14 protein-coding genes are annotated in these 18,797 nt (G+C 71.3%); 4 read left to right on the top strand and 10 right to left on the bottom strand.

Features of this window, described 5'->3' with window-relative positions; all coding sequences use genetic code 11:
* Positions 1-142: 142 nt before the first annotated feature.
* The 8 genes from WBG99_RS04585 to WBG99_RS04620 all read right to left on the bottom strand — a co-directional run bounded on the left by WBG99_RS04585 (position 143) and on the right by WBG99_RS04620 (position 9,640).
* Entirely contained in the window at positions 143-1,162 is a 1,020-nt protein-coding gene (locus WBG99_RS04585) for a TIGR03842 family LLM class F420-dependent oxidoreductase (protein WP_338895097.1), read from the bottom strand.
* An 11-nt stretch (positions 1,163-1,173) separates the two neighbouring features.
* Positions 1,174-2,577, bottom strand: a complete 1,404-nt coding sequence (gene hydA, locus WBG99_RS04590) for a dihydropyrimidinase (protein ID WP_338895098.1) — start codon at positions 2,575-2,577, stop codon at positions 1,174-1,176.
* A 126-nt stretch (positions 2,578-2,703) separates the two neighbouring features.
* Positions 2,704-3,546, bottom strand: coding sequence for a nitrilase-related carbon-nitrogen hydrolase (locus WBG99_RS04595; RefSeq protein WP_338895099.1), 843 nt, complete (start codon positions 3,544-3,546; stop codon positions 2,704-2,706).
* A gap of 155 nt (positions 3,547-3,701) precedes the next feature.
* Positions 3,702-5,264: a PucR family transcriptional regulator gene (locus WBG99_RS04600; protein WP_338895100.1), complete on the bottom strand. Its 1,563-nt coding sequence runs from the start codon at positions 5,262-5,264 to the stop codon at positions 3,702-3,704.
* A 23-nt stretch (positions 5,265-5,287) separates the two neighbouring features.
* A complete protein-coding gene (locus WBG99_RS04605; protein ID WP_338895101.1) occupies positions 5,288-6,574 on the bottom strand; it encodes an aspartate aminotransferase family protein in 1,287 nt (428 codons plus the stop codon).
* A 62-nt stretch (positions 6,575-6,636) separates the two neighbouring features.
* A complete protein-coding gene (locus WBG99_RS04610; protein ID WP_338895102.1) occupies positions 6,637-7,479 on the bottom strand; it encodes a nitrilase-related carbon-nitrogen hydrolase in 843 nt (280 codons plus the stop codon).
* Positions 7,480-7,675: 196 nt separating this feature from the next.
* Entirely contained in the window at positions 7,676-9,187 is a 1,512-nt protein-coding gene (locus WBG99_RS04615) for a hypothetical protein (protein WP_338895103.1), read from the bottom strand.
* A 177-nt stretch (positions 9,188-9,364) separates the two neighbouring features.
* Positions 9,365-9,640, bottom strand: coding sequence for a helix-turn-helix transcriptional regulator (locus tag WBG99_RS04620; protein WP_338895104.1), 276 nt, complete (start codon positions 9,638-9,640; stop codon positions 9,365-9,367).
* A 73-nt stretch (positions 9,641-9,713) separates the two neighbouring features.
* Between WBG99_RS04620 and map the strand changes: the two genes are divergently transcribed.
* Positions 9,714-10,481 (top strand): type I methionyl aminopeptidase, encoded by a 768-nt coding sequence (map, locus tag WBG99_RS04625; protein WP_338895105.1) that lies wholly within the window; start codon positions 9,714-9,716, stop codon positions 10,479-10,481.
* Between the two features lie 125 nt (positions 10,482-10,606).
* Positions 10,607-13,177 (top strand): ATP-dependent Clp protease ATP-binding subunit, encoded by a 2,571-nt coding sequence (locus WBG99_RS04630; RefSeq protein WP_338895106.1) that lies wholly within the window; start codon positions 10,607-10,609, stop codon positions 13,175-13,177.
* Position 13,178: 1 nt separating this feature from the next.
* Here the strand turns inward: WBG99_RS04630 and ggt are convergent, their stop codons facing one another.
* Positions 13,179-14,984, bottom strand: coding sequence for a gamma-glutamyltransferase (ggt, locus tag WBG99_RS04635; RefSeq protein WP_338895107.1), 1,806 nt, complete (start codon positions 14,982-14,984; stop codon positions 13,179-13,181).
* A gap of 240 nt (positions 14,985-15,224) precedes the next feature.
* Between ggt and WBG99_RS04640 the strand changes: the two genes are divergently transcribed.
* On the top strand, positions 15,225-15,980 hold the full coding sequence (locus WBG99_RS04640; RefSeq protein WP_338895108.1) for a hypothetical protein: 756 nt from the start codon (positions 15,225-15,227) through the stop codon (positions 15,978-15,980).
* A 105-nt stretch (positions 15,981-16,085) separates the two neighbouring features.
* Positions 16,086-17,684, top strand: coding sequence for a CocE/NonD family hydrolase (locus tag WBG99_RS04645; protein WP_338895109.1), 1,599 nt, complete (start codon positions 16,086-16,088; stop codon positions 17,682-17,684).
* Between the two features lie 563 nt (positions 17,685-18,247).
* Here the strand turns inward: WBG99_RS04645 and WBG99_RS04650 are convergent.
* Complete coding sequence (locus tag WBG99_RS04650; protein ID WP_338895110.1) at positions 18,248-18,697, bottom strand: DUF6278 family protein; 450 nt, start codon at positions 18,695-18,697, stop codon at positions 18,248-18,250.
* Between the last annotated feature and the right edge of the window lie 100 nt (positions 18,698-18,797).

Here is an 18,797-nt window from a genome sequence, read left to right on the forward strand (position 1 = left end):
GGAGGTGGGACGGGAACGAAAGGCCGTGCGGAGGCCTTGGGCCCCTCCCCGGGACGGCGGGGAGGGAGACAAGGTGTGGGGGGTCGGATCGGAATGATGCGTTCCGGATTCTTGCAGGAGCAGGCCGGGCCAGGGAACGGGGTCAGCCGTTGACCGCCGGGATGACCGTCGAGCCGTACGCGTCGATCACGGCCTCCTGCGCGTCGTGCATGTCGTACACGGCGAACTGGTCGACGCCCAGCGCGCGCAGGGCGTTCAGCTTCTCGATGTGCCTCTCGGGGGTGCCGATGACGCAGAACCGGTCGACGATCTCGTCGGGCACGAACGCGGTGTCGGGGTTGTCGGCGCGCCCGTGATGGGAGTAGTCGTACCCCTCGCGTGCCGTGATGTAGTCCGTCAGCTCCTCCGGTACGGCCGCGGAGTGCTCGCCGTACTTCGACACCAGGTCGGCGACATGGTTGCCGACCATCCCGCCGAACCAGCGGCACTGCTCGCGCGCGTGGGCCAGCGCCTGAGGCGAGTCGTCCTCGGTGACGTACGCGGGGGCGGCCACACAGATCTTCACCTCGGACGGGTCACGCCCGGCGGCCACGGCCGCGTCCTTGACCGCCTTGACCATGTACTCGGTGAGGTACAGGTCGGACAGCTGGAGGATGAAGCCGTCGGCCTCCTCACCGGTCATCTTCAGGGCCTTGGGGCCGTACGCGGCCATCCAGACCGGGAGTTCGGCGTCCTTCCTGATCCAGGGGAACCTGATCACCGTGCCCCCGAGGTCGGCCTCCTGGCCGGAGCCCAGCGCACGGATGACCTTCATGGCCTGGCTGATCCGGGCCAGTGTGTTCGGGGTGCGGCCCGCGACACGCATCGCCGAGTCGCCGCGGCCGATCCCGCAGACCGTGCGGTTGCCGAACATGTCGTTCAGCGTGGCGAAGGTCGAGGCGGTGACCTCCCAGGTACGGGTGCCCGGGTTGGTGACCATCGGGCCGACCCTCAGCTTCGTGGTGTGGGCGAGGATCTGGCTGTAGATGACGAACGGCTCCTGCCACAGCACGGCGGAGTCGAAGGTCCAGCCGTAGGTGAAGCCGTTGGTCTCGGCACGCTTCATCAGCTCGATGACGCGCGAGGCCGGCGGGTCGGTCTGCAGGACGAGTCCGAAGTCCATCTGCGCCACTCCTAGGTGAGGTACTGACAGGTGGAGCGGGGGGTGTACACGCCGTGCCCGGCGTGTCCGGTGTACTCCCGCTCGGTGATGACCGGCACACCGCGTGAGAGAACCGTCTCGACCCGGCCGGTGGTCCGCTTGCCCTCGTACGCCGAGTAGTCGACGTTCATGTGGTGCGTCTCGGCGGACATGACCTGCTCGGCGCGCGGGTCGTAGATGACGATGTCGGCGTCCGCGCCCGGCGCGATGGTGCCCTTCTTCGGGTACATGCCGAACATCCGGGCCGGGGTGGCGCAGGCGATCTCGATCCAGCGACGGCGCGAGATGTGCCCGTCGACGACCGCCTGGTGCAGCAGGTCCATACGGTTCTCGACGCCCGGCAGACCGTTGGGGATCTTGGAGAAGTCGCCGCGGCCCAGCTCCTTCTGGCCGACGAAGCAGAACGGGCAGTGGTCGGTGGAGACCACCTGGAGGTCGTTGGTGCGCAGGCCGCGCCACAGCCTGGCCTGGTGCTCCTTGGGCCGCAGCGGGGTGGAACACACGTACTTGGAGCCCTCGAAGTCCGGCTCCGCGAGGTTGTCCGTCGACAGGAACAGATACTGCGGGCAGGTCTCGCCGAAGACGTTGAGCCCCTCGTCACGCGCCCTGGCCAGCTCGGCGACTGCCTCCATCGCCGAGACGTGCACGACGTACAGGGGGGCGCCGGCGACCTGGGCGAGCTTGATGGCGCGGTGGGTGGCCTCCGCCTCCAGGAGGGCCTTGCGCACTTCACCGTGGTAGCGGGGGTCGGTCTCCCCGCGTGCCAGGGCCTGCTCGACCAGCACGTCGATCGCGATGCCGTTCTCCGCGTGCATCATGATCAGGCCGCCGTTCTCGGCGGAGCGCTGCATGGCGCGCAGGATCTGGCCGTCGTCGCTGTAGAAGACGCCCGGGTAGGCCATGAACTGCTTGAAGGAGGTGACGCCCTCCTGCACCAGCAGGTCCATCTCCTTGAGCGTGTCCTGGTTCACGTCGGACACGATCATGTGGAAGGCGTAGTCGATCGCGCAGTTGCCCTCCGCCTTCGCGTGCCAGTTGTCCAGGCCCTCGCGCAGGGTGTGGCCGACGCTCTGCACGGCGAAGTCGACGATCGTCGTCGTCCCTCCCCAGGCGGCGGCCCGGGTGCCGGTCTCGAAGGTGTCCGAGGCGAAGGTGCCGCCGAAGGGCAGCTCCATGTGGGTGTGGGCGTCGACGCCGCCCGGGATGACGTACTTGCCGGTGGCGTCGAGGGTGCGCTCGGCTGCCCAGGCCTCGGCGGCGGGGGTGCCGCTCGCCGCGAGGGCGGCGACACGGCCGTCTTCGATCAGGACATCGGCGTGGATCTCGTCGGACGCGGTGATGACTAGACCGCCGCGGATGAGGGTGCGGCCGACCATGGGGTCACGCTCCGTTCGGTTGTCGGGAAAGTGCCGGTCGTCGGGGGCTGGTCGCGCCCACGCGGCGGTAGCCGCATGGTGTGTCGGCCCCGCGCCCCTGAAGACCGGGGGCGCGGGGAGGCTTCGTCAGGGCGCCGTCAGGGGGGCGTACGCGTCCGGGCGGCGGTCGCGGAAGAACTGCCAGCGGTCGCGGACCTCGCGGAGCTTGGCCAGGTCCAGGTCGCGGACGACGAGTTCGGTCTCCTTGTCGCTCGCCACCTCGCCGACGAACTGGGCCTCGGGATCCACGAAGTAGGAGGTGCCGTAGAAGTCGTTGTCGCCGAGGTCCTCGACGCCGACCCGGTTGATCGCGCCGATGAAGTACTCGTTGGCGACGGCCGCCGCCGGCTGCTCCAGCTGCCACAGGTAGCGGGAGAGGCCGCGCGAGGTGGCCGACGGGTTGAAGACGATCTCGGCGCCTTCGAGCCCCAGAGCCCGCCAGCCCTCCGGGAAGTGCCGGTCGTAGCAGATGTAGACGCCGATCCGGCCGACGGAGGTCTCGAAGACGGGCCAGCCGGCGTTGCCGGGGCGGAAGTAGAACTTCTCCCAGAAGCCGGGGACCTGGGGGATGTGGTGCTTGCGGTACTTGCCGAGGTACGTACCGTCCGAGTCGATCACGGCGGCGGTATTGTAGAGGACGCCCGGCTGCTCCTCCTCGTACATCGGCAGCACGAGGACGAGGCCCAGTTCCCGGGCGAGCGCCTGGAAGCGCTGGACGATCGGGCCGTCCGGGATCTGCTCGGCGTACTCGTAGAACGCCTTGTCCTGGACCTGGCAGAAATAGGGCCCGTAGAACAGCTCCTGGAAGCACAGGACCTGAGCACCCTGGGCTGCCGCGTCGCGTGCCGCCTGCTCGTGGACCTGGATCATCGACTCCTTGTCGCCGGTCCAGGCCGTCTGGAAGATGGCTGCGCGGATGACTCTGCTCATCGGGACCTCCGGTCACTCGGTGTGCGGTGAGCCTAGAAAGTCCCGTTGGCCGGTTTGAGTTGCACGGTGTCACGTCTGGAGCCGTGCGGCGTTCCACCGTGTCACGTCTTGGTGGGCACATGTTTCACCGCCGTTTTCGCAGGTCCCGGCATGTTTCAGCTCTGTTGCGCGTCGTGCGCGAGGAGGGCGATGTGCACGGACGCGGCCTGCTCGAAGTCGTCGAGGTCGGCCCCGAGGCGGGCCTGAATGGCTTCCAGGCGGCGGTACAGCGCGGGCCGGCTCACGTGGTGCAGCTGAGCCGTGTGCGACTTGTTGCGGCCCGTCGCGAGATAGGTCCGCAGGACGGGCAGCAGGTCCTGCTCCGCGTGCCGGTCGCCGTTCAGCAGCCCGTCCAGCTCGCGTTCGGCGAAGGCCTGTACGTGCGGGTCGTCCCGCAGCAGCCGGATCAGGCCGCGCAGATGGACGTCGCGAAGGCGTACGACGGCCGGCCGCTCCAGCCCGGGTGCCGACTGGGCGACGGCGTCCGCGACATGCCGGGCCTCGCGCAGCCCGCCCGGTACGTCCTCCCATGTGGTCCGCGCCTCCGCCGCGGCCACGACCGTCCCGCGCACCCCCGACTCCGACCGCAGGCGGTTCGCGAAGTGCGTGGTGAGCGCAGCCGCGTCCTGGTCCCGGGCGAGGCTGAGGAGGACGGCGGTGGCGCCCTCCGCCAGCTCGGCGACGAGTCCGGGGAGCCCCAGCATCCGCAGTACGCGGTCGATTCGGGCCGGGTCTCCCTCGCGTACGACGAGCGGCACGAAGGTGCGGCGGTTGACCGGGAGTCCGGCCGCCCGCGCCCTCGGCAGCAGTTGCCGGGCCGGTACGACCCCGGAGAGAAGGTCCGTGAGGAGGCCCTGCGCGGACTGCTCCTCCCAGGAGTGCGCCGAACCGCCGAGCATGCGGTGGAGCACGAGCGCTTCGGCGGCGCGGTCGGCGAGCAGCCGCCCGGTGGCGGTGTCGCCGCGATAGCCGCACAGCACGATCCGGCCCCAGAGTTCCCCACGCCCGCCCAGCTCGGCGCGCACCCAGCCGTCGCCCTCGCTGCCGCCCGCCTGCCGGGAGATGCGCTCCCAGTCGCGCAGCACGTCGTCGACCGCCGGCCGTTCCCCCGCCGTGGCCAGGACGCGGTGCGCGAGGTTGGTGACGACGAGCGGACAGCCCGCGTGCTGGGCGATCTCGTCCAGCAGCCGTTGCAGCGGGGCGCCGGCCGTGATGAGTCCGGTGAGTGCCGTCCGTACGGCCTCCGAGAGACTCACGGCCGCGAACTTCCGCCGTACGAGCCGGGACTGGACCTCTTCGGTCAGCTCGGCGAAGGGGAACGGCCGGTGCAGCACCACCATGGGCAGGCCGCACCGCTCGGCCGCCCGGCGCATCACGTCGGGCGGCGTCGGGAAGGCGCGGCCGAGACCTAGGACGACCGCCGCGGCCTCGGCCCGGTACAGCGAGCGGATGTACTCGGCCTGGGCCTCCTCGTTCCCGGCGAGCAGGACACCGGTGGTGAGGACCATCTCGCCGCCGGTGAGCATCACGCCCACATCGGGGGCCTCGGCCACATGCACCCAGCGCACGGGCCGGTCGAGCTGTCCGGCCCCGGCCACCACCTCGGGCTCTCCGGCGAGGACCCGGTCCAGGCTGAGGACCTGGCGTACCGACAGGGCGGGTTCCGAGGCGGTGGTCATGGGAGCGTTCCTTACCTGTGGCGTTACCGAATGCTCCTCAGAGCACGTTCGAGGGCGTCCGCGCCCTCCTCGGCCTCGGCGACGGTCAGTGACAGCGGGGGCGCGATCCGCAGGGCGCTGGTGTTGTGGCCGCCGCCCTTGCCGAGCAACAGGCCCTCGCGGCGGGCGGCTTCGAGGACGGCTGACGCGGCCTGCGGGTTGGCCTCGTCGGTGCCGGGCTTCACCAGCTCGATGCCGATCATGAGCCCCCGGCCACGCACCTCCTTCACCTCCGGGATCTGGGCGGTGATCGCCCGCAGCCGCTCGATGAGCAGTCCGCCCACCCGCCGGGCGTTGCCCTGGAGGTCGTGCTCGACCAGGTAGGCGAGGTTCGCGAGGCCGGCGGCCATGGTGATCTGGGTGCCACCGAAGGTCGAGATCGAGTTGCTGTCCAGGCAGTTCATGATCTCGGCGCGGGCGACGACCCCGCCGATGGACATGCCGTTGCCGATGCCCTTGGCGAAGGTGAGGATGTCCGGCGGCCCGTTCCGCCCGTGCGCCTGCCAGCCCCAGAAGTTGTCGCCGGTACGCCCCCACCCGGTCTGCACCTCGTCGGCGATCCACAGCACGCCGTGCCGCCCGAGCACCTCGCGGAAGGCCGCGTACAGGCCGTCCGGCGGTGAGGTGAAGCCGCCGACGCCCTGGACCGGCTCGGCGATCAGCGCGGCCGGCGGGCGGCCGTGGCCCAGCAGGTCCTCCAGGTCGGCGACGCAGGCCGTGACGAAGTCGGCGTCGCTCAGGTCGGCGTACGGTCCGCGGGTGCGGACACCGCCGTGCACGTACAGCGTCTGGAGCGGGGACAGGGAGGTCGGGGACCAGCCCTTGTTGCCGGTGACGCCGACCGCGCTGAAGGAGCGGCCGTGGTAGCTGTTGCGCATCGCCAGGATCTGGTTGCTGCGCCGGTACGTCGTCGCCAGCATCAGCGCGGTGTCGTTGGCCTCGGTGCCGGAGGTGGTGAAGAAGACACGGGCGTCCGGGATGCCGGACAGCTGGGCGATCCGCTCGGCGAGTTCGACCATCGGCCGGTTGAGGTAGAGCGTCGAGGAGTGGACGATCCGGCCGGCCTGCTCGCTCACCGCCTTGGTGACCTCGGGCAGCGCGTGCGCCGTCATCGTGGTGAGGATGCCGCCGAAGAAGTCGAGGTACTTGTTGCCCTCGGCGTCCCAGACATGGCGGCCCTCGCCGTGGGTGATCTCCATCGGATCGGCGTAGTAGAGCGCGAGCCAGTCGGGCAGTACGGCCTTGTGGCGCCCGAGCAGTTCGTCGGTCACGGCTGCACCACTCCTTTCACTGCGGTACGGGGTGTGCGTGCGGCGGGCTGTACGTGCCCGCGTCAGGGCCGGACGAGTCCTTCGTACGCGTCGGGCCTGCGGTCCCGGTAGAACGCCCACTGCTGCCGTACGTCCTCGATCAGGTCGAAGTCGAGGTCCCGTACGACCAGTTCCTCCCCCTGGTCGCTCGCGACCTCGCCCACGAACCTGCCGCGCGGGTCGACGAAGTAGGAGGTGCCGTAGAAGTCGTTGTCCCCGTACTCCTCCCGCCCGACCCGGTTGATGGCGGCGACGAAGTACTCGTTGGCGACGGCGGCGGCGGGCTGTTCCAGCTGCCACAGATGGGCGGAGAGGCCCCGGTGGGTCGCGGACGGGTTGTAGACGAGCTGGGCGCCGTTCAGACCGAGCTGGCGCCAGCCCTCCGGAAAGTGGCGGTCGTAGCAGATGTAGACGCCGACCCTGCCGACGGCCGTCTCGAAGACCGGCCAGCCGAGGTTGCCGGGCTTGAAGTAGTACTTCTCCCAGAAGCCCTTGACCTGGGGGATGTGGTGCTTGCGGTACTTGCCCAGGTAGGTGCCGTCGGCGTCGATCACGGCCGCGGTGTTGTAGTAGAAGCCGGACTGCTCGACCTCGAAGACCGGGACGACGATCACCATGCCGGTCTCGCGGGCCAGCTCCCGCATCCGGGTGACGGTCGGGCCGTCCGGCACGGGTTCGGCCCAGGCGTAGTGCTCGGGCTCCTGGACCTGGCAGAAGTAGGGCGCGTTGAAGACTTCCTGGAAGCCGATCACCTTCGCACCCTGGCGGGCCGCCTCGCGGGCGTGCTCGATGTGCTTGGCGACCATGGACGCGGTGTCGCCGGTCCAGGTCGCCTGGACCAGGGCGGCGCGTACGACGTTGGCCATGTCAGCTGCTCCTTCGACAGGGACGTCAGAGAGCCTCTACGCCCGTAGACGCAGGCCGTAGAGGCTTGAAACTAAGCCCCGTCGACGGGCTGGGCAAGACCATCGTCGTCAACCAGCCGAGTCGATCACGTTTCGCACTCCAGTGGGTGATGACCCCTGTGTTTCGTGGGGCGGACCCGCGCGCCGGGGGCGGCCGTCAGGTGAGCCCCTGCACGCGCAGCGCGTGCGCCACCTCCCGGTAGCGGTCCTCGGAGACACCGCGCGCCGCCGCCAGCACCAGAGGCGTGAGCCGCTGCGGATGGCTCCCCGCGCTGCGCGCCGCCTCCTCCGGCGTACGCACGCGTACATACGCGTCGAGCAGCGCACGCGCCTCCCGCTCACGCCCCTCGACGGTGAAGCCGAGCACCGCCTCGCCGATCTCCCCGGCGGGCCGCGAGACCCCCTGCCGCAGCATCTGCTCGCCGTCCGCGGTGCGGCCCACCGCGTTCAGGGCGTCCACGACGGCGACCAGCCGGCCGACGGGCAGCGAGGCGGCCTCCCACAGCAGCGTCGCCCAGTCGGCGCCCAGCCCGGCCCGGTGCATCTCCGCCCCGAGCAGCGGGAACCGGGCGGCGGGCGAGTACGCGACCTCCACGAGGAGAGCGTGCGCCTCCCCGCTGCGCCCCTCCCGGCGCAGGCCCAGCAACCGCTCCACGGTCGCGGCGATCTCCAGGCCCGCCTCGTCGTGCAGCGGCTCCCGCGCCTGCGGCTGCGCCGCCACCGCCTCGGCCTGTGCCGCGACACCGGCGTAGCGGGCGCCTCGGGGAGCACGGCCCTTGCGGCCGGTGACGGGTGCCGCCTCGGGCACGACGGCGGGCGGAGCCTCCTCCCCGTCCGTCGCCCCGGCGAAGCGGGCGCCCCCTCGGGGGCGGCGCTTGGAGCGTTGCCTGGTGGGCGCGGGAGCAGTGGGTTCCGGATCGGGGCGCTGGGGTCCCGACTCGGGCTCGGGGGCGGGCCGGGCGCCCTCGTCGAGGTCGGGGAAGGTGCCCGCAGTCCGCGGATCGGCGTGCGTACGGCCGCCGGCCTGCCGGTCCCACTGTGCACGGCCGCCCCCGTGCTCCGGCGTATCGGTGGTACGCCCTTCCGCTTCCGGTGTCCGGAAGACGTCCCGTGCGGCGTCGCCCCGAACGCGCGTCGCGCCCGGCACGGGGCTGCGCGGGGCGCGGCGGTCGATGTCCTCGATGCGGGTGCGCAGTTCGGCGCAGCGGGCGGTGGCGCGTTCGTGGTCGTCGTGGGCCCAGGCCAAATCGAGGCGGAGGGCGTCGGCTTCCTCCCGGGTGGTGGCGGCCCGGAGCAGGCGGGTCAGCTCGGCGGTGCGGTCGGTGGCGTAGCGCTGTTCGCGGAGCATCGCGTCGAGCCGGTCGCCGAGGGCGTCGCGGCCACCGGGCCGGGAGTCGTACGCGGCGAGCGAGGCGCGGTGCAGGACACGGGCCCGTTCCGTCTCCTGGGCCGCTGCCGCCGGGCCGTACGCGGCGGCGAGGTCGTGCATGAGCGCTTCCACGACGTCCCAGGGCGGCACTTCCAGGCCGTCGAGGCAGGCCCGCACGCCGTCGGGGTCGCGTTGCCAGAAGACGGCGCACCAGCCGCCGCCCTGGTCGAGCCTGGTCATCAACCTGTTCAGGTACCCCGCGAACTCCCGTATCCGGACCGGGAGTTGGTCCACAGTCATCGCATACTCCCCGGTCGACTGGAGTGCTCCGGCCCGCTAGAAAACACCAGTTGTGTTACAGGAGGACTACGTGAAGTTTTCAGAGCGGACGCAGTGCGCTCCGAGTGGCGCCGCGGCGGCCGTGGGTGAGGGGTTCAGGCCATGACTGCAGCCGACTCAAGCCACATGACGGTCGGCTCAGGCCACGGCGGCCGTCGGCGACGCCGTGCCGGCCTGCGCGCACCGCCCGGCGAGTTCATCCATGGACAGGCCCAGGGTGCGGGCGAGGGCTGCGACCGTGAAGAACGCCGGAGTGGGGGCGCGGCCGGTCTCGATCTTACGGAGGGTCTCCGCGGAGATGCCCGCGCCCGCGGCGATCTCCACCATGCTGCGACCGCCGCGCGCCTCGCGCAGCAACCGGCCGAGCCGCTCGCCGCGTTCGCGCTCTTCGGGGGTCAGAGGGGTGCGCACCATGGCCCCATCCTAGTGCCGGTCCCCGCCGGTGGACCGGTATATTAATTGGACATTGGGCGGTATAGTAATTGGCATGGTGGAACTGAAGACGGATGCGTCGATGGACGCGATGTACGAGGCCGGGCAGGTCGTGGGGCGGGCGCTCAGCGCGGTGCGGAAGGCCGCCGGCGTGGGCGTCTCCCTGCTCGAACTGGACGAGGTGGCGCACGAGGTGCTGCGCGCGGTGGGCGCCTCGTCGCCCTTCCTGGGCTATCGGCCCTCCTTCGCGCCCACGCCCTTCCCGGCGGTGATCTGTGCCTCCGTGAACGACGCGATCGTGCACGGCATCCCGACCGCGTACCGGCTGCGCGACGGCGACCTCCTCTCCGTCGACTTCGGCGCCGAACTGGGCGGCTGGGCCGGGGACTCGGCGATCAGCTTCGTCGTCGGCGAGCCGCGCGCGGCCGACCTGCGGCTCGTCGAGACCGCCGAACGCGCCCTCGCGGCGGGCATCGAGGCGGCCGTGGTCGGCAACCGCGTCGGCGACATCGCCCACGCGATCGGCTCCGTGTGCCGCGCCGCCGGATACGGCATCCCGGACGGCTTCGGCGGTCACGGGGTGGGCCGCCGTATGCACGAGGACCCGCCGGTGCCCAACGAGGGTCGCCCCGGGCGGGGCATGCGACTGCGGCACGGCATGGTCCTCGCCATCGAGCCCATGCTGATCGGCGGAGGCACGGACGGCTTCCACGCAGCCCCCGACGGCTGGACCCTGCGCACGGACGACGGCTCCCGCGCCGCACACGCCGAACACACCGTGGCCATCACCCACACGGGCCCCCGCATCCTGACAGCACGCTGACCGCGCCCCGAAGAGGGGCGCGGGAACCGCGCGAGCAACCACACACAGACCCGCATTCCGAAAACACCCCGGCCCCCATGGCGCCCCCTGGTGTAGCCGCGCGGCGACAGGGCACTCGCGTGCGAATGAACAGCGGAATCCCGGGGCCCGAGGGCTACGGTCCGGACCCCTTCAGTGAGTTCTTCGCCCGTTTCTTCGGCGGGCCGCGCCCCCAACGGATCGAGATCGGGCGGCTGATGAGCGGCCAGGCCCGCCAGTTGGTGGCCGACGCGGCGTCCTACGCGGCGCGGCACGGGAGCAGTGACCTGGACACCCAGCATCTGCTGCGCGCCGCGCTCACCGCCGAGCCGACCCGGAGTCTGGTGGCCCGCGGGGGCACCGACCCCGACGCGCTGGCCGGTGAGATCGACGAGCGGTCGGGCCCGGAGCGGCACAAGCCGGGCCAGGGCCCGGCGCCCGCGTCACTGGCCCTGACCCCGGCGGTCAAACGCGCCCTGCTCGACGCGCACGAGCTGGCCCGGGCCACCGGCTGCGGCTACATCGGCCCCGAACACGTCCTGAGCGCCCTCGCCGCCAACCCCGACTCGGCCGCCGGGCACATCCTCGGCGCCGCGCGTCTGTCGGCCTCCGCGCTGCCTCCAAAGGCCGCGGAGCCTTCGGCGACGGCCGCACCGCCCGGGGTTCCCCTCTCCGGATTCCCTCGGTCCGACGTGCCGCGCCGCTCCTCTTCCACCCCGACCCTCGACAAGTACGGCCGCGACCTGACCGACCTCGCCCGTCAGGGCCGTGTCGACCCGGTCATCGGACGGGAGGAGGAGATCGAGCAGACCGTCGAAGTGCTCTCCCGGCGCGGCAAGAACAATCCCGTGCTGATCGGTGAGGCGGGCGTCGGCAAGACCGCGATCGTGGAAGGGCTGGCCCAGCGCGTCTCCGAGGGGGACGTGCCCGAGGTGCTGACCGGGCGCCGGGTGGTCGCCCTGGACCTGTCCGGGGTGGTCGCCGGTACCCGTTACCGGGGCGACTTCGAGGAGCGGCTGACGAACATCGTCGACGAGATCCGTACACACTCCGAGCAACTGGTCGTCTTCATCGACGAGTTGCACACGGTCGTGGGCGCCGGGGCCGGCGAGAGCGGGGCGATGGACGCCGGCAACATCCTGAAGCCGGCCCTGGCACGCGGCGAGCTGAACATCGTGGGGGCGACGACGCTGGAGGAGTACCGGCGGATCGAGAAGAACGCGGCGCTGGCCCGCCGGTTCCAGCCGGTGCTGATCGCCGAACCGGGCGCCGGCGACGCCGTGGAGATCCTGCGCGGGCTGCGTGACCGGTACGAGGCCCACCACCAGGTCCGCTACACCGACGCGGCGCTGACCGCCGCCGTGGACCTGTCCGACCGCTATCTCACCGACCGCCGGCTGCCCGACAAGGCCATCGACCTGATGGACCAGGCCGGCGCCCGGGTCCGGCTGCGCGCCCGGACGAAGGGGACTGACATGCGGGCCCTGGAGCGGGAGATCGAGCAGCTGACCCGCGACAAGGACCAGGCGGTCGCTGGCGAGCAGTACGAGCAGGCCACGCGGTTGCGGGACCGGATCGGCGAGCTGAAGGAGCTGTTCACCGACGACCGGGTCGGGAACCGGGCCGACGACGGGCAGAGTCTGGAGATCACCGCCGAGGACATCGCCGAGGTCGTCTCCCGGCGGACCGGCATCCCCGTCAGCAGCCTCACCCAGGAGGAGAAGGACCGGCTCCTCGGTCTCGAAGAGCGACTGCACCGGCGGATCGTCGGGCAGGACGAGGCGGTGAGCGTGGTGGCGGACGCCGTGCTGCGTTCACGGGCCGGGCTCGCCAGCCCCGACCGGCCGATCGGCAGCTTCCTCTTCCTGGGCCCGACCGGTGTCGGCAAGACGGAACTGGCCCGCGCGCTGGCGGAGGCCCTCTTCGGCGGCGAGGACCGGATGGTGCGGCTCGACATGAGCGAGTACCAGGAACGGCACACGATCAGCCGGCTGGTCGGCGCCCCGCCCGGCTACGTCGGTCACGAGGAGGCCGGCCAGCTCACCGAGACCGTACGCCGGCACCCGTACTCGCTGCTGTTGCTGGACGAGGTGGAGAAGGCCCATCCCGACGTCTTCAACATCCTGCTCCAGGTCCTCGACGACGGCCGGCTCACCGACTCCCAGGGCCGCAGGGTCGACTTCACCCACACCGTGATCGTCATGACCAGCAACCTGGGCTCGGAGGCCGTGAACCGGAGCGGGGCCGGGCTCGGTTTCTCGGCCGGCGGGGCCGAGGCGGCCGAGGCGGAACGCCGCGAGCGGATCCTGCGACCGCTGCGGGACCACTTCCGGCCCGAGTTCCTCAACCGCATCGACGAGATCGTCGTCTTCCGCCAGCTCACCGACGACCAACTGCGCCGCATCACCGACCTGTTGCTGGAGCACACCCGGCTCCGGCTGCACGCGCGGGGCGTCACCGTCGAGTTCACCGAGCAGGCCGTCGACCGTCTCGCACGCCAGGGCCACGAGCCCGAGTACGGCGCCCGGCCGCTGCGTCGCACGATCCAGCGGGAGGTCGACAACCCCCTGTCCCGGCTGCTGCTCGACGGGCGGCTCCCGTCCGGCAGCCGGGTGGTGGCGGAAGAGGAGGACGGGCGGCTCACGTTCCGTACGACACCGCCGCCCGCCTCCGACTGACCTACCTCGTGGGGTGCACGACCATCGCCGCGCCGCCGCCGCGCCGTACCGTCTCGGCGGCGGCCAGCCACTTGCCGTTCGGCAGGCGTTGGACGGCGGTGACCGCGCCGATCTCCGTGGCCTGCCGGAACCCGTGTCCGATACCTTCGAGTTCGGTCCTCAACGGGCTGTTCCACAGGCCCGGTTCGAGATCCGTGGTGGTCTGGTTGCGCTGACTGGCGCGCGGCGCGGCGATCGCCTGGACCAGCGGCATCCCCCTGTCGAGGAATCCGGTCAGGGTCTGCAGCACGGTGGTGATGATGGTCGCGCCGCCCGGCGAACCGAGCGCCATCACGGGCTTGCCGTGCCGGTCGAGCACGATCGTCGGCGACATCGACGAGCGGGGCCGCTTGCCCGGCCCCGGCAGGTTCGGGTCGTGCACGGCCGGGTTGGCCGGAGTGAAGGAGAAGTCCGTCAGCTCGTTGTTGAGCAGGAAGCCCCGGCCCGGCACGGTGATGCCGCTGCCGCCGGTCTGCTCGATGGTGAGTGTGTACGAGACGACGTCGCCCCACTGGTCGGCGACCGTGAGATGGGTCGTGCTGTCGCCCTCGTAGGTGGTCGGCGCGGCCGTGCCGCCCGTCGCGCAGGCCTCCGGGTCGCGCGGGTCGCCCGGCGCGAGGGGGCTGGTCAGTACCGAGTCGTCCTTGATCAGGCACTCGCGCGAGTCGGCGTACCGCTGTGACAGCAGTTCCTTCGTCGGTACGTCCTCGAAGGCGGGATCGCCCACCCAGCGGCCCCGGTCGGCGAAGGCGACGCGGCTGGCCTCGATGGAGCGGTGCAGGTACCGGACGTCGCTCGCCTTGGAGAGGTCGGTCCGTTCGACGATGTTGAGCGCTTCGGCGACCGTCGTGCCGCCGGAGGACGAGGGGGCCATCCCGTAGACGCCGAGGCCCCGGTACGACGTCTTCGTGGGCGCCTGGCGCTTGGCGCGGTACGCGGCGAGGTCGGCGGTGGTCAGGTCGCCGCGGCGGGCGTGGTAACCCGAACCCGGGTCGACGGGCGGCTTGCCGACCGTCTTCACGATGTCGCGGGCGATGCCGCCCCGGTACAGGGCCCCGGCCCCCCTGCGCCCCAACTCCGCGTAGGTGCGGGCCAGATCGGGGTTCTTCAGGGTCGAGCCGACCACCGGCAGCTCGCCGCCGGGGAGAAACAGGTCGGCCGTGGCCGGGAAGTGCCGGAACCGGGCCTCGTTCGACGCCGTCTGGGCGCGGAAGGTCTCGTCGACGGTGAAGCCGTCGCGGGCGAGCTTCTCGGCGGGTTTCAGCAGCGTGCCGAGCGGCTTGCTGCCCCAACTCCTCAGCGCCGTCTGCCAGGTGGCGGGGGTGCCGGGCGTGCCGACGCTCAGTCCGCTGGTGACCACCTCCGCGAAGGGGATCGCCCGGCCGTTCTCCAGGAAGAGGTTCTCGTCGGCGCTCAGGGGCGCGGTCTCGCGGCCGTCGATGGTGTGCACCGTACGTGGTCCGGCGTCGTAGTAGACGAAGTAGCCGCCTCCGCCGATGCCCGCGGAGTAGGGCTCGGTGACGCCGAGCGCGGCTGCGGTGGCGACGGCCGCGTCCACCGCGTTGCCGCCCCTGCGGAGCACCTCGATGCCGGCGGCGGAGGCGTCCGGGTCGACGCTGGAGACGGCTCCGCCGTAGCCGACGGCGACCGGCACCTTCTCGACGGGGTCCGTCGCGGCGGAGGTCGGCGGGGCCGCCCCCACCGAGACCACGGCGGACGTAGCCGCCAGAACCGCCAGTTTCCGCGCGACAGGGCGACGCAGACGCATGCGTACCTCCAGTCAAGGACCGTCCGCGCAGACTAACGCGCTGCCATGGCCCCGTCAGCGGCGTCTGCGCCATACGGGGGCGCCGCACCGCCCCTGGCCAGGGCGCGCCGGTCGGCAGTGGCCCGACCTCGTCGGCACCTCGTCCGCCCTGCTCGCACCCGGGCCCCGGACAGCTCGCCGGACGAGAGATCGGACACGGATTCGGGCATGGTTCGTCGGCGCCCGCTACCATGCGCGGCCATGACTGACGACGTGCGCAATATCGTCCTCGGCGTGATCGCGGCGGGCCTCAGTGCCTCGCTGGGCTGGTTCGTCCGGACGTACCTGTGGAAGCGGAAGCTCCGCCGCAAGCAGACGTTCTTCGGGCTGCCCGGGAACTCCGAGTCCCTGCTGGTGGTCAACCGAGATCCGTCCAGCGCGGATCTGGCGGTCCACCGCTTCGACGTGTTCGCGTTGCTGGAGCTCTCCGCGCTGATCAAGGACTGCGGCGCGCACGCACAGATGATCACCCAGGACGCGGTCCAGCAGGGCTTCGGCGAGCGCACCGAGTTCTGTGTGGGCGGGCCCGTCTCCAATCGCCGTATGGCAGCGCACATATCGGCCATGCTGCCCGGCATCCATGTCAACAACGACCCCGAGCCCGGCCCCCACCGGGCGGCCTTCCGGATCGGCGACGAGCAGTACCGCCTGGAGCCCGGCATCACCGAGCACGTCATCCTGGCGCGGCTCACCACCGGCCAGCCGGACCAGTCGCGGCCCGTCTTCCTCTTCTGCGGCCAGCGGGCGATCACCAACCAGGCCGCCACCCGCTACCTCGCCCGCCACCACGAACGCCTGCACCGCAAGTACGGCACCGGCACCTTCGTGCTGCTCCTGAAGGTCGTCAACTCCCAGGCGTACGGCCCCGATCTGGTCGAGCTGGTCGGAGACGTCACCCGCGCGGCCCAGACCCCGGCGCCCTCGACCCCAGCACAGATCTCGCACCGCGCCTCATAGTTCGGAGCAACCGTTACCGTCACGTCACCTACCGGGGAGTTACCTCCGGTAAGGGAGTCCGGTTACCGTCGGGTCACTTTGTACTTGCACGAGGAGGAGTGACCCGTGAGACACCCGCACGGCACGACATCGCGCACGGCCAGGGCCCTGCGCACGAGCGCCACAGGCGCCGTCTCGGCCGCCCTGGTCGCCGGCACGACCCTCGGCCTCGCCCCCGCCGCACAGGCGGCGTCCGGCGCCGCCGCGGCCCCCACCACCCGCTTCGTCGACATCAAGGGCCACGGCGGCACCGTCCTCAAGGCCAACGTCGTCGCCCCGGCCGACGCCTCGCGCGCGTACCCGCTCCTCGTGCTGCCCACGAGCTGGGGCCTCCCCCAGGTCGAGTATCTGGCCCAGGCGCGGAAGCTCGCCGACGCCGGTTATGTCGTGGTCAGTTACAACGTGCGCGGCTTCTGGGAGTCCGGCGGACACATAGAGGTCGCGGGACCACCCGACATAGCCGACGCCTCGAAGGTGATCGACTGGGCGCTCGCCCACACCCCGGCCGACGCGGCGCACGTCGGCATGGCGGGACTGTCGTACGGCGCGGGCATCAGCCTGCTCACCGCCGCGCACGACAAGCGCGTCAAGGTCGTCGCCGCGCTCAGCGGCTGGGCGGACCTGATCGGCTCGATCTACGCCGGGCGCACCCAGCACCTCCAGGCGGCGGGCCTGCTGGACGGCGCCGGACGGATCACCGGCCGCCAGGGTCCCGAACTCCAGCAGATCTTCAAGGACTTCTACGCCTCGAACCTGGCCAAGGAAGAAGACATGGTCACCTGGGGGAAGAAACGTTCCCCCGCGACCTATGTGGACCGGCTCAACAGCAACGGCACGGCGGTCATGCTCGCCAACGCCTGGGGCGACTCGATCTTCCCGCCCAACCAGTACGCCGACTTCTACGAGAAGCTCACCGGCCCGAAGCGGCTGGAGCTGCGCCCCGGCGACCACGCCACCACCGAGATGACCGGCCTTTTCGGGCTGCCCAACGACGTGTGGACGGGCACTCGGCGCTGGTTCGACCGCTACCTCAAGGGCACGGCCAACGGTATCGACCGTGAGCGGCCCGTCCGGCTCAAGTCCCGTACCGGCGGGGCCTTCGAGGGCTATCCGGACTGGAAGTCGGTCACCAAGACGCGCAAGAAGATCGCCCTGACGAGCGCCACGACGATCCGCGCGAACGTCGACTCGGGCGCGAACGGCGGCGTCGTCTTCCTGTCCGGCGTCCTGGACCAGGTGGCCCAACTCCCGCCCATGGCCTCGGTCCCGCTGCTGCCGCGCCGCTGGGCGGCAGTGTGGCAGTCGGAGAGGTACGCGACGGCTCAGGCCGTGCGGGGCACCGCGAGGCTGCACACCACGGTCACGGCCACCAAGGAGAGCGGCACCCTCGTCGCCTACCTCTACGACGTGGGCCCGCTCGGCCTCGGCAAGCTGGTCAGCCACGCGCCGTACACCTTCCACGGCGAGACGCCCGGCCGCCCGTTCGGCGTGGACCTGGAGTTGCTCTCCACGGCCTACGACGTTCCGGCGGGCCACCGTCTCGCCCTGGTCGTCGACACGGTCGACCCGCTCTACATCGAGCACAACCCGACCGGCGCGCAGCTGACCTTCTCCTCGCCGCCGAACGACCCGTCGTACGTGTCGATCCCGCTGCGCGAGCAGTGATCTCCGGCTGCCGCCGGGCGGGCCTGGCCCCTGGCTACTGCGCGCCTGGCAGCAGCGTCCCTCTTCGGCCGGGGTGGCGTCCACGGCCTCGCTCACCCCAAGTGGATGAACCGCTCATCGTAGTCGAGGCCCGCGCCCGGTCCAGTGCCGGTGGCCAGTGCTTCAGGATCCTGGAGAGGAAGCCCATCTCATGGGTGACCACCACCGTGGTCATTCCCTCGCGCGCCAACTCTTGGCTTCGAGGACTTCGTTGAAGAGATGGAAGGACTGGGGAAGGGTGGACCTGCCCGGCCCCGAGAGGCCGAGAACCACGACCACCTCCCCCTTGCCGAGGTGAGGTCGATGCCCCGCAGGACATGAAGCTCGCCGTAGTACGCGTTCACGTCGTGCGTCACGATCAGCGGATCGACCGCCACGGTGCCCTGCCCGCCCCACTCGCTCTCGGCCGTGCCGTGCCGCAGGTGCCGCAAACCATCCGGACGGAAGTTGCCTCGGTACGTGACACGCACCGTCGGGAATCAGGCGTATTGTCAGGAATCGACCGGGCCGGGGGCGATCACGGATCACCCCTCCGCGACCTCGGCGTACAGCTGGGAGAGCTCCGGTGCACCGCTGGCGGCCCACTCCTGACCGGCCTCGACCACGTCGATCTCACGGCCGGAGGCCAGCCTCACCACGGGCTGACCGCTCGGCCAGATCTCCCAGCGGGCGCCGGGGACGGTGCGTACGACGACCGTGCCCAGGTAGAGCCCGGCGTCGTTCCCGAGCCAGGCCACGGTCTCCTCGTCGTCGCGCCAGCGCGGGACGAGCTGGTCCAGCGCCTCCAACGAGGCCGCGGAGTCATCGAGTTCGGCACCGGACCGCGCGGCCTGCGCGCGCAGCAGTTCGCATTCGGAGAGGAGTTCGGCGAGTCCCTCGTGACCCTCGTCGTCACCGTCGCCGCCGGTGAACACCGCGACCCCGAACGCGGGGTCACGCCTCTTGCGCCAGTTGCCCAGGAAAGAGATGTTCATGTGGCCAGCGTGTCATTGGCACGGCCATTCGCACCACAGGCGCGCGGGCCGCTTGTTCGACGGACGTTCGCCGCGGATTCACCCTCACCTCATCGACGGG

The sequence above is a fragment of the Streptomyces sp. TG1A-60 genome (assembly GCF_037201975.1).
In the GTDB taxonomy this organism is placed as follows: domain Bacteria; phylum Actinomycetota; class Actinomycetes; order Streptomycetales; family Streptomycetaceae; genus Streptomyces.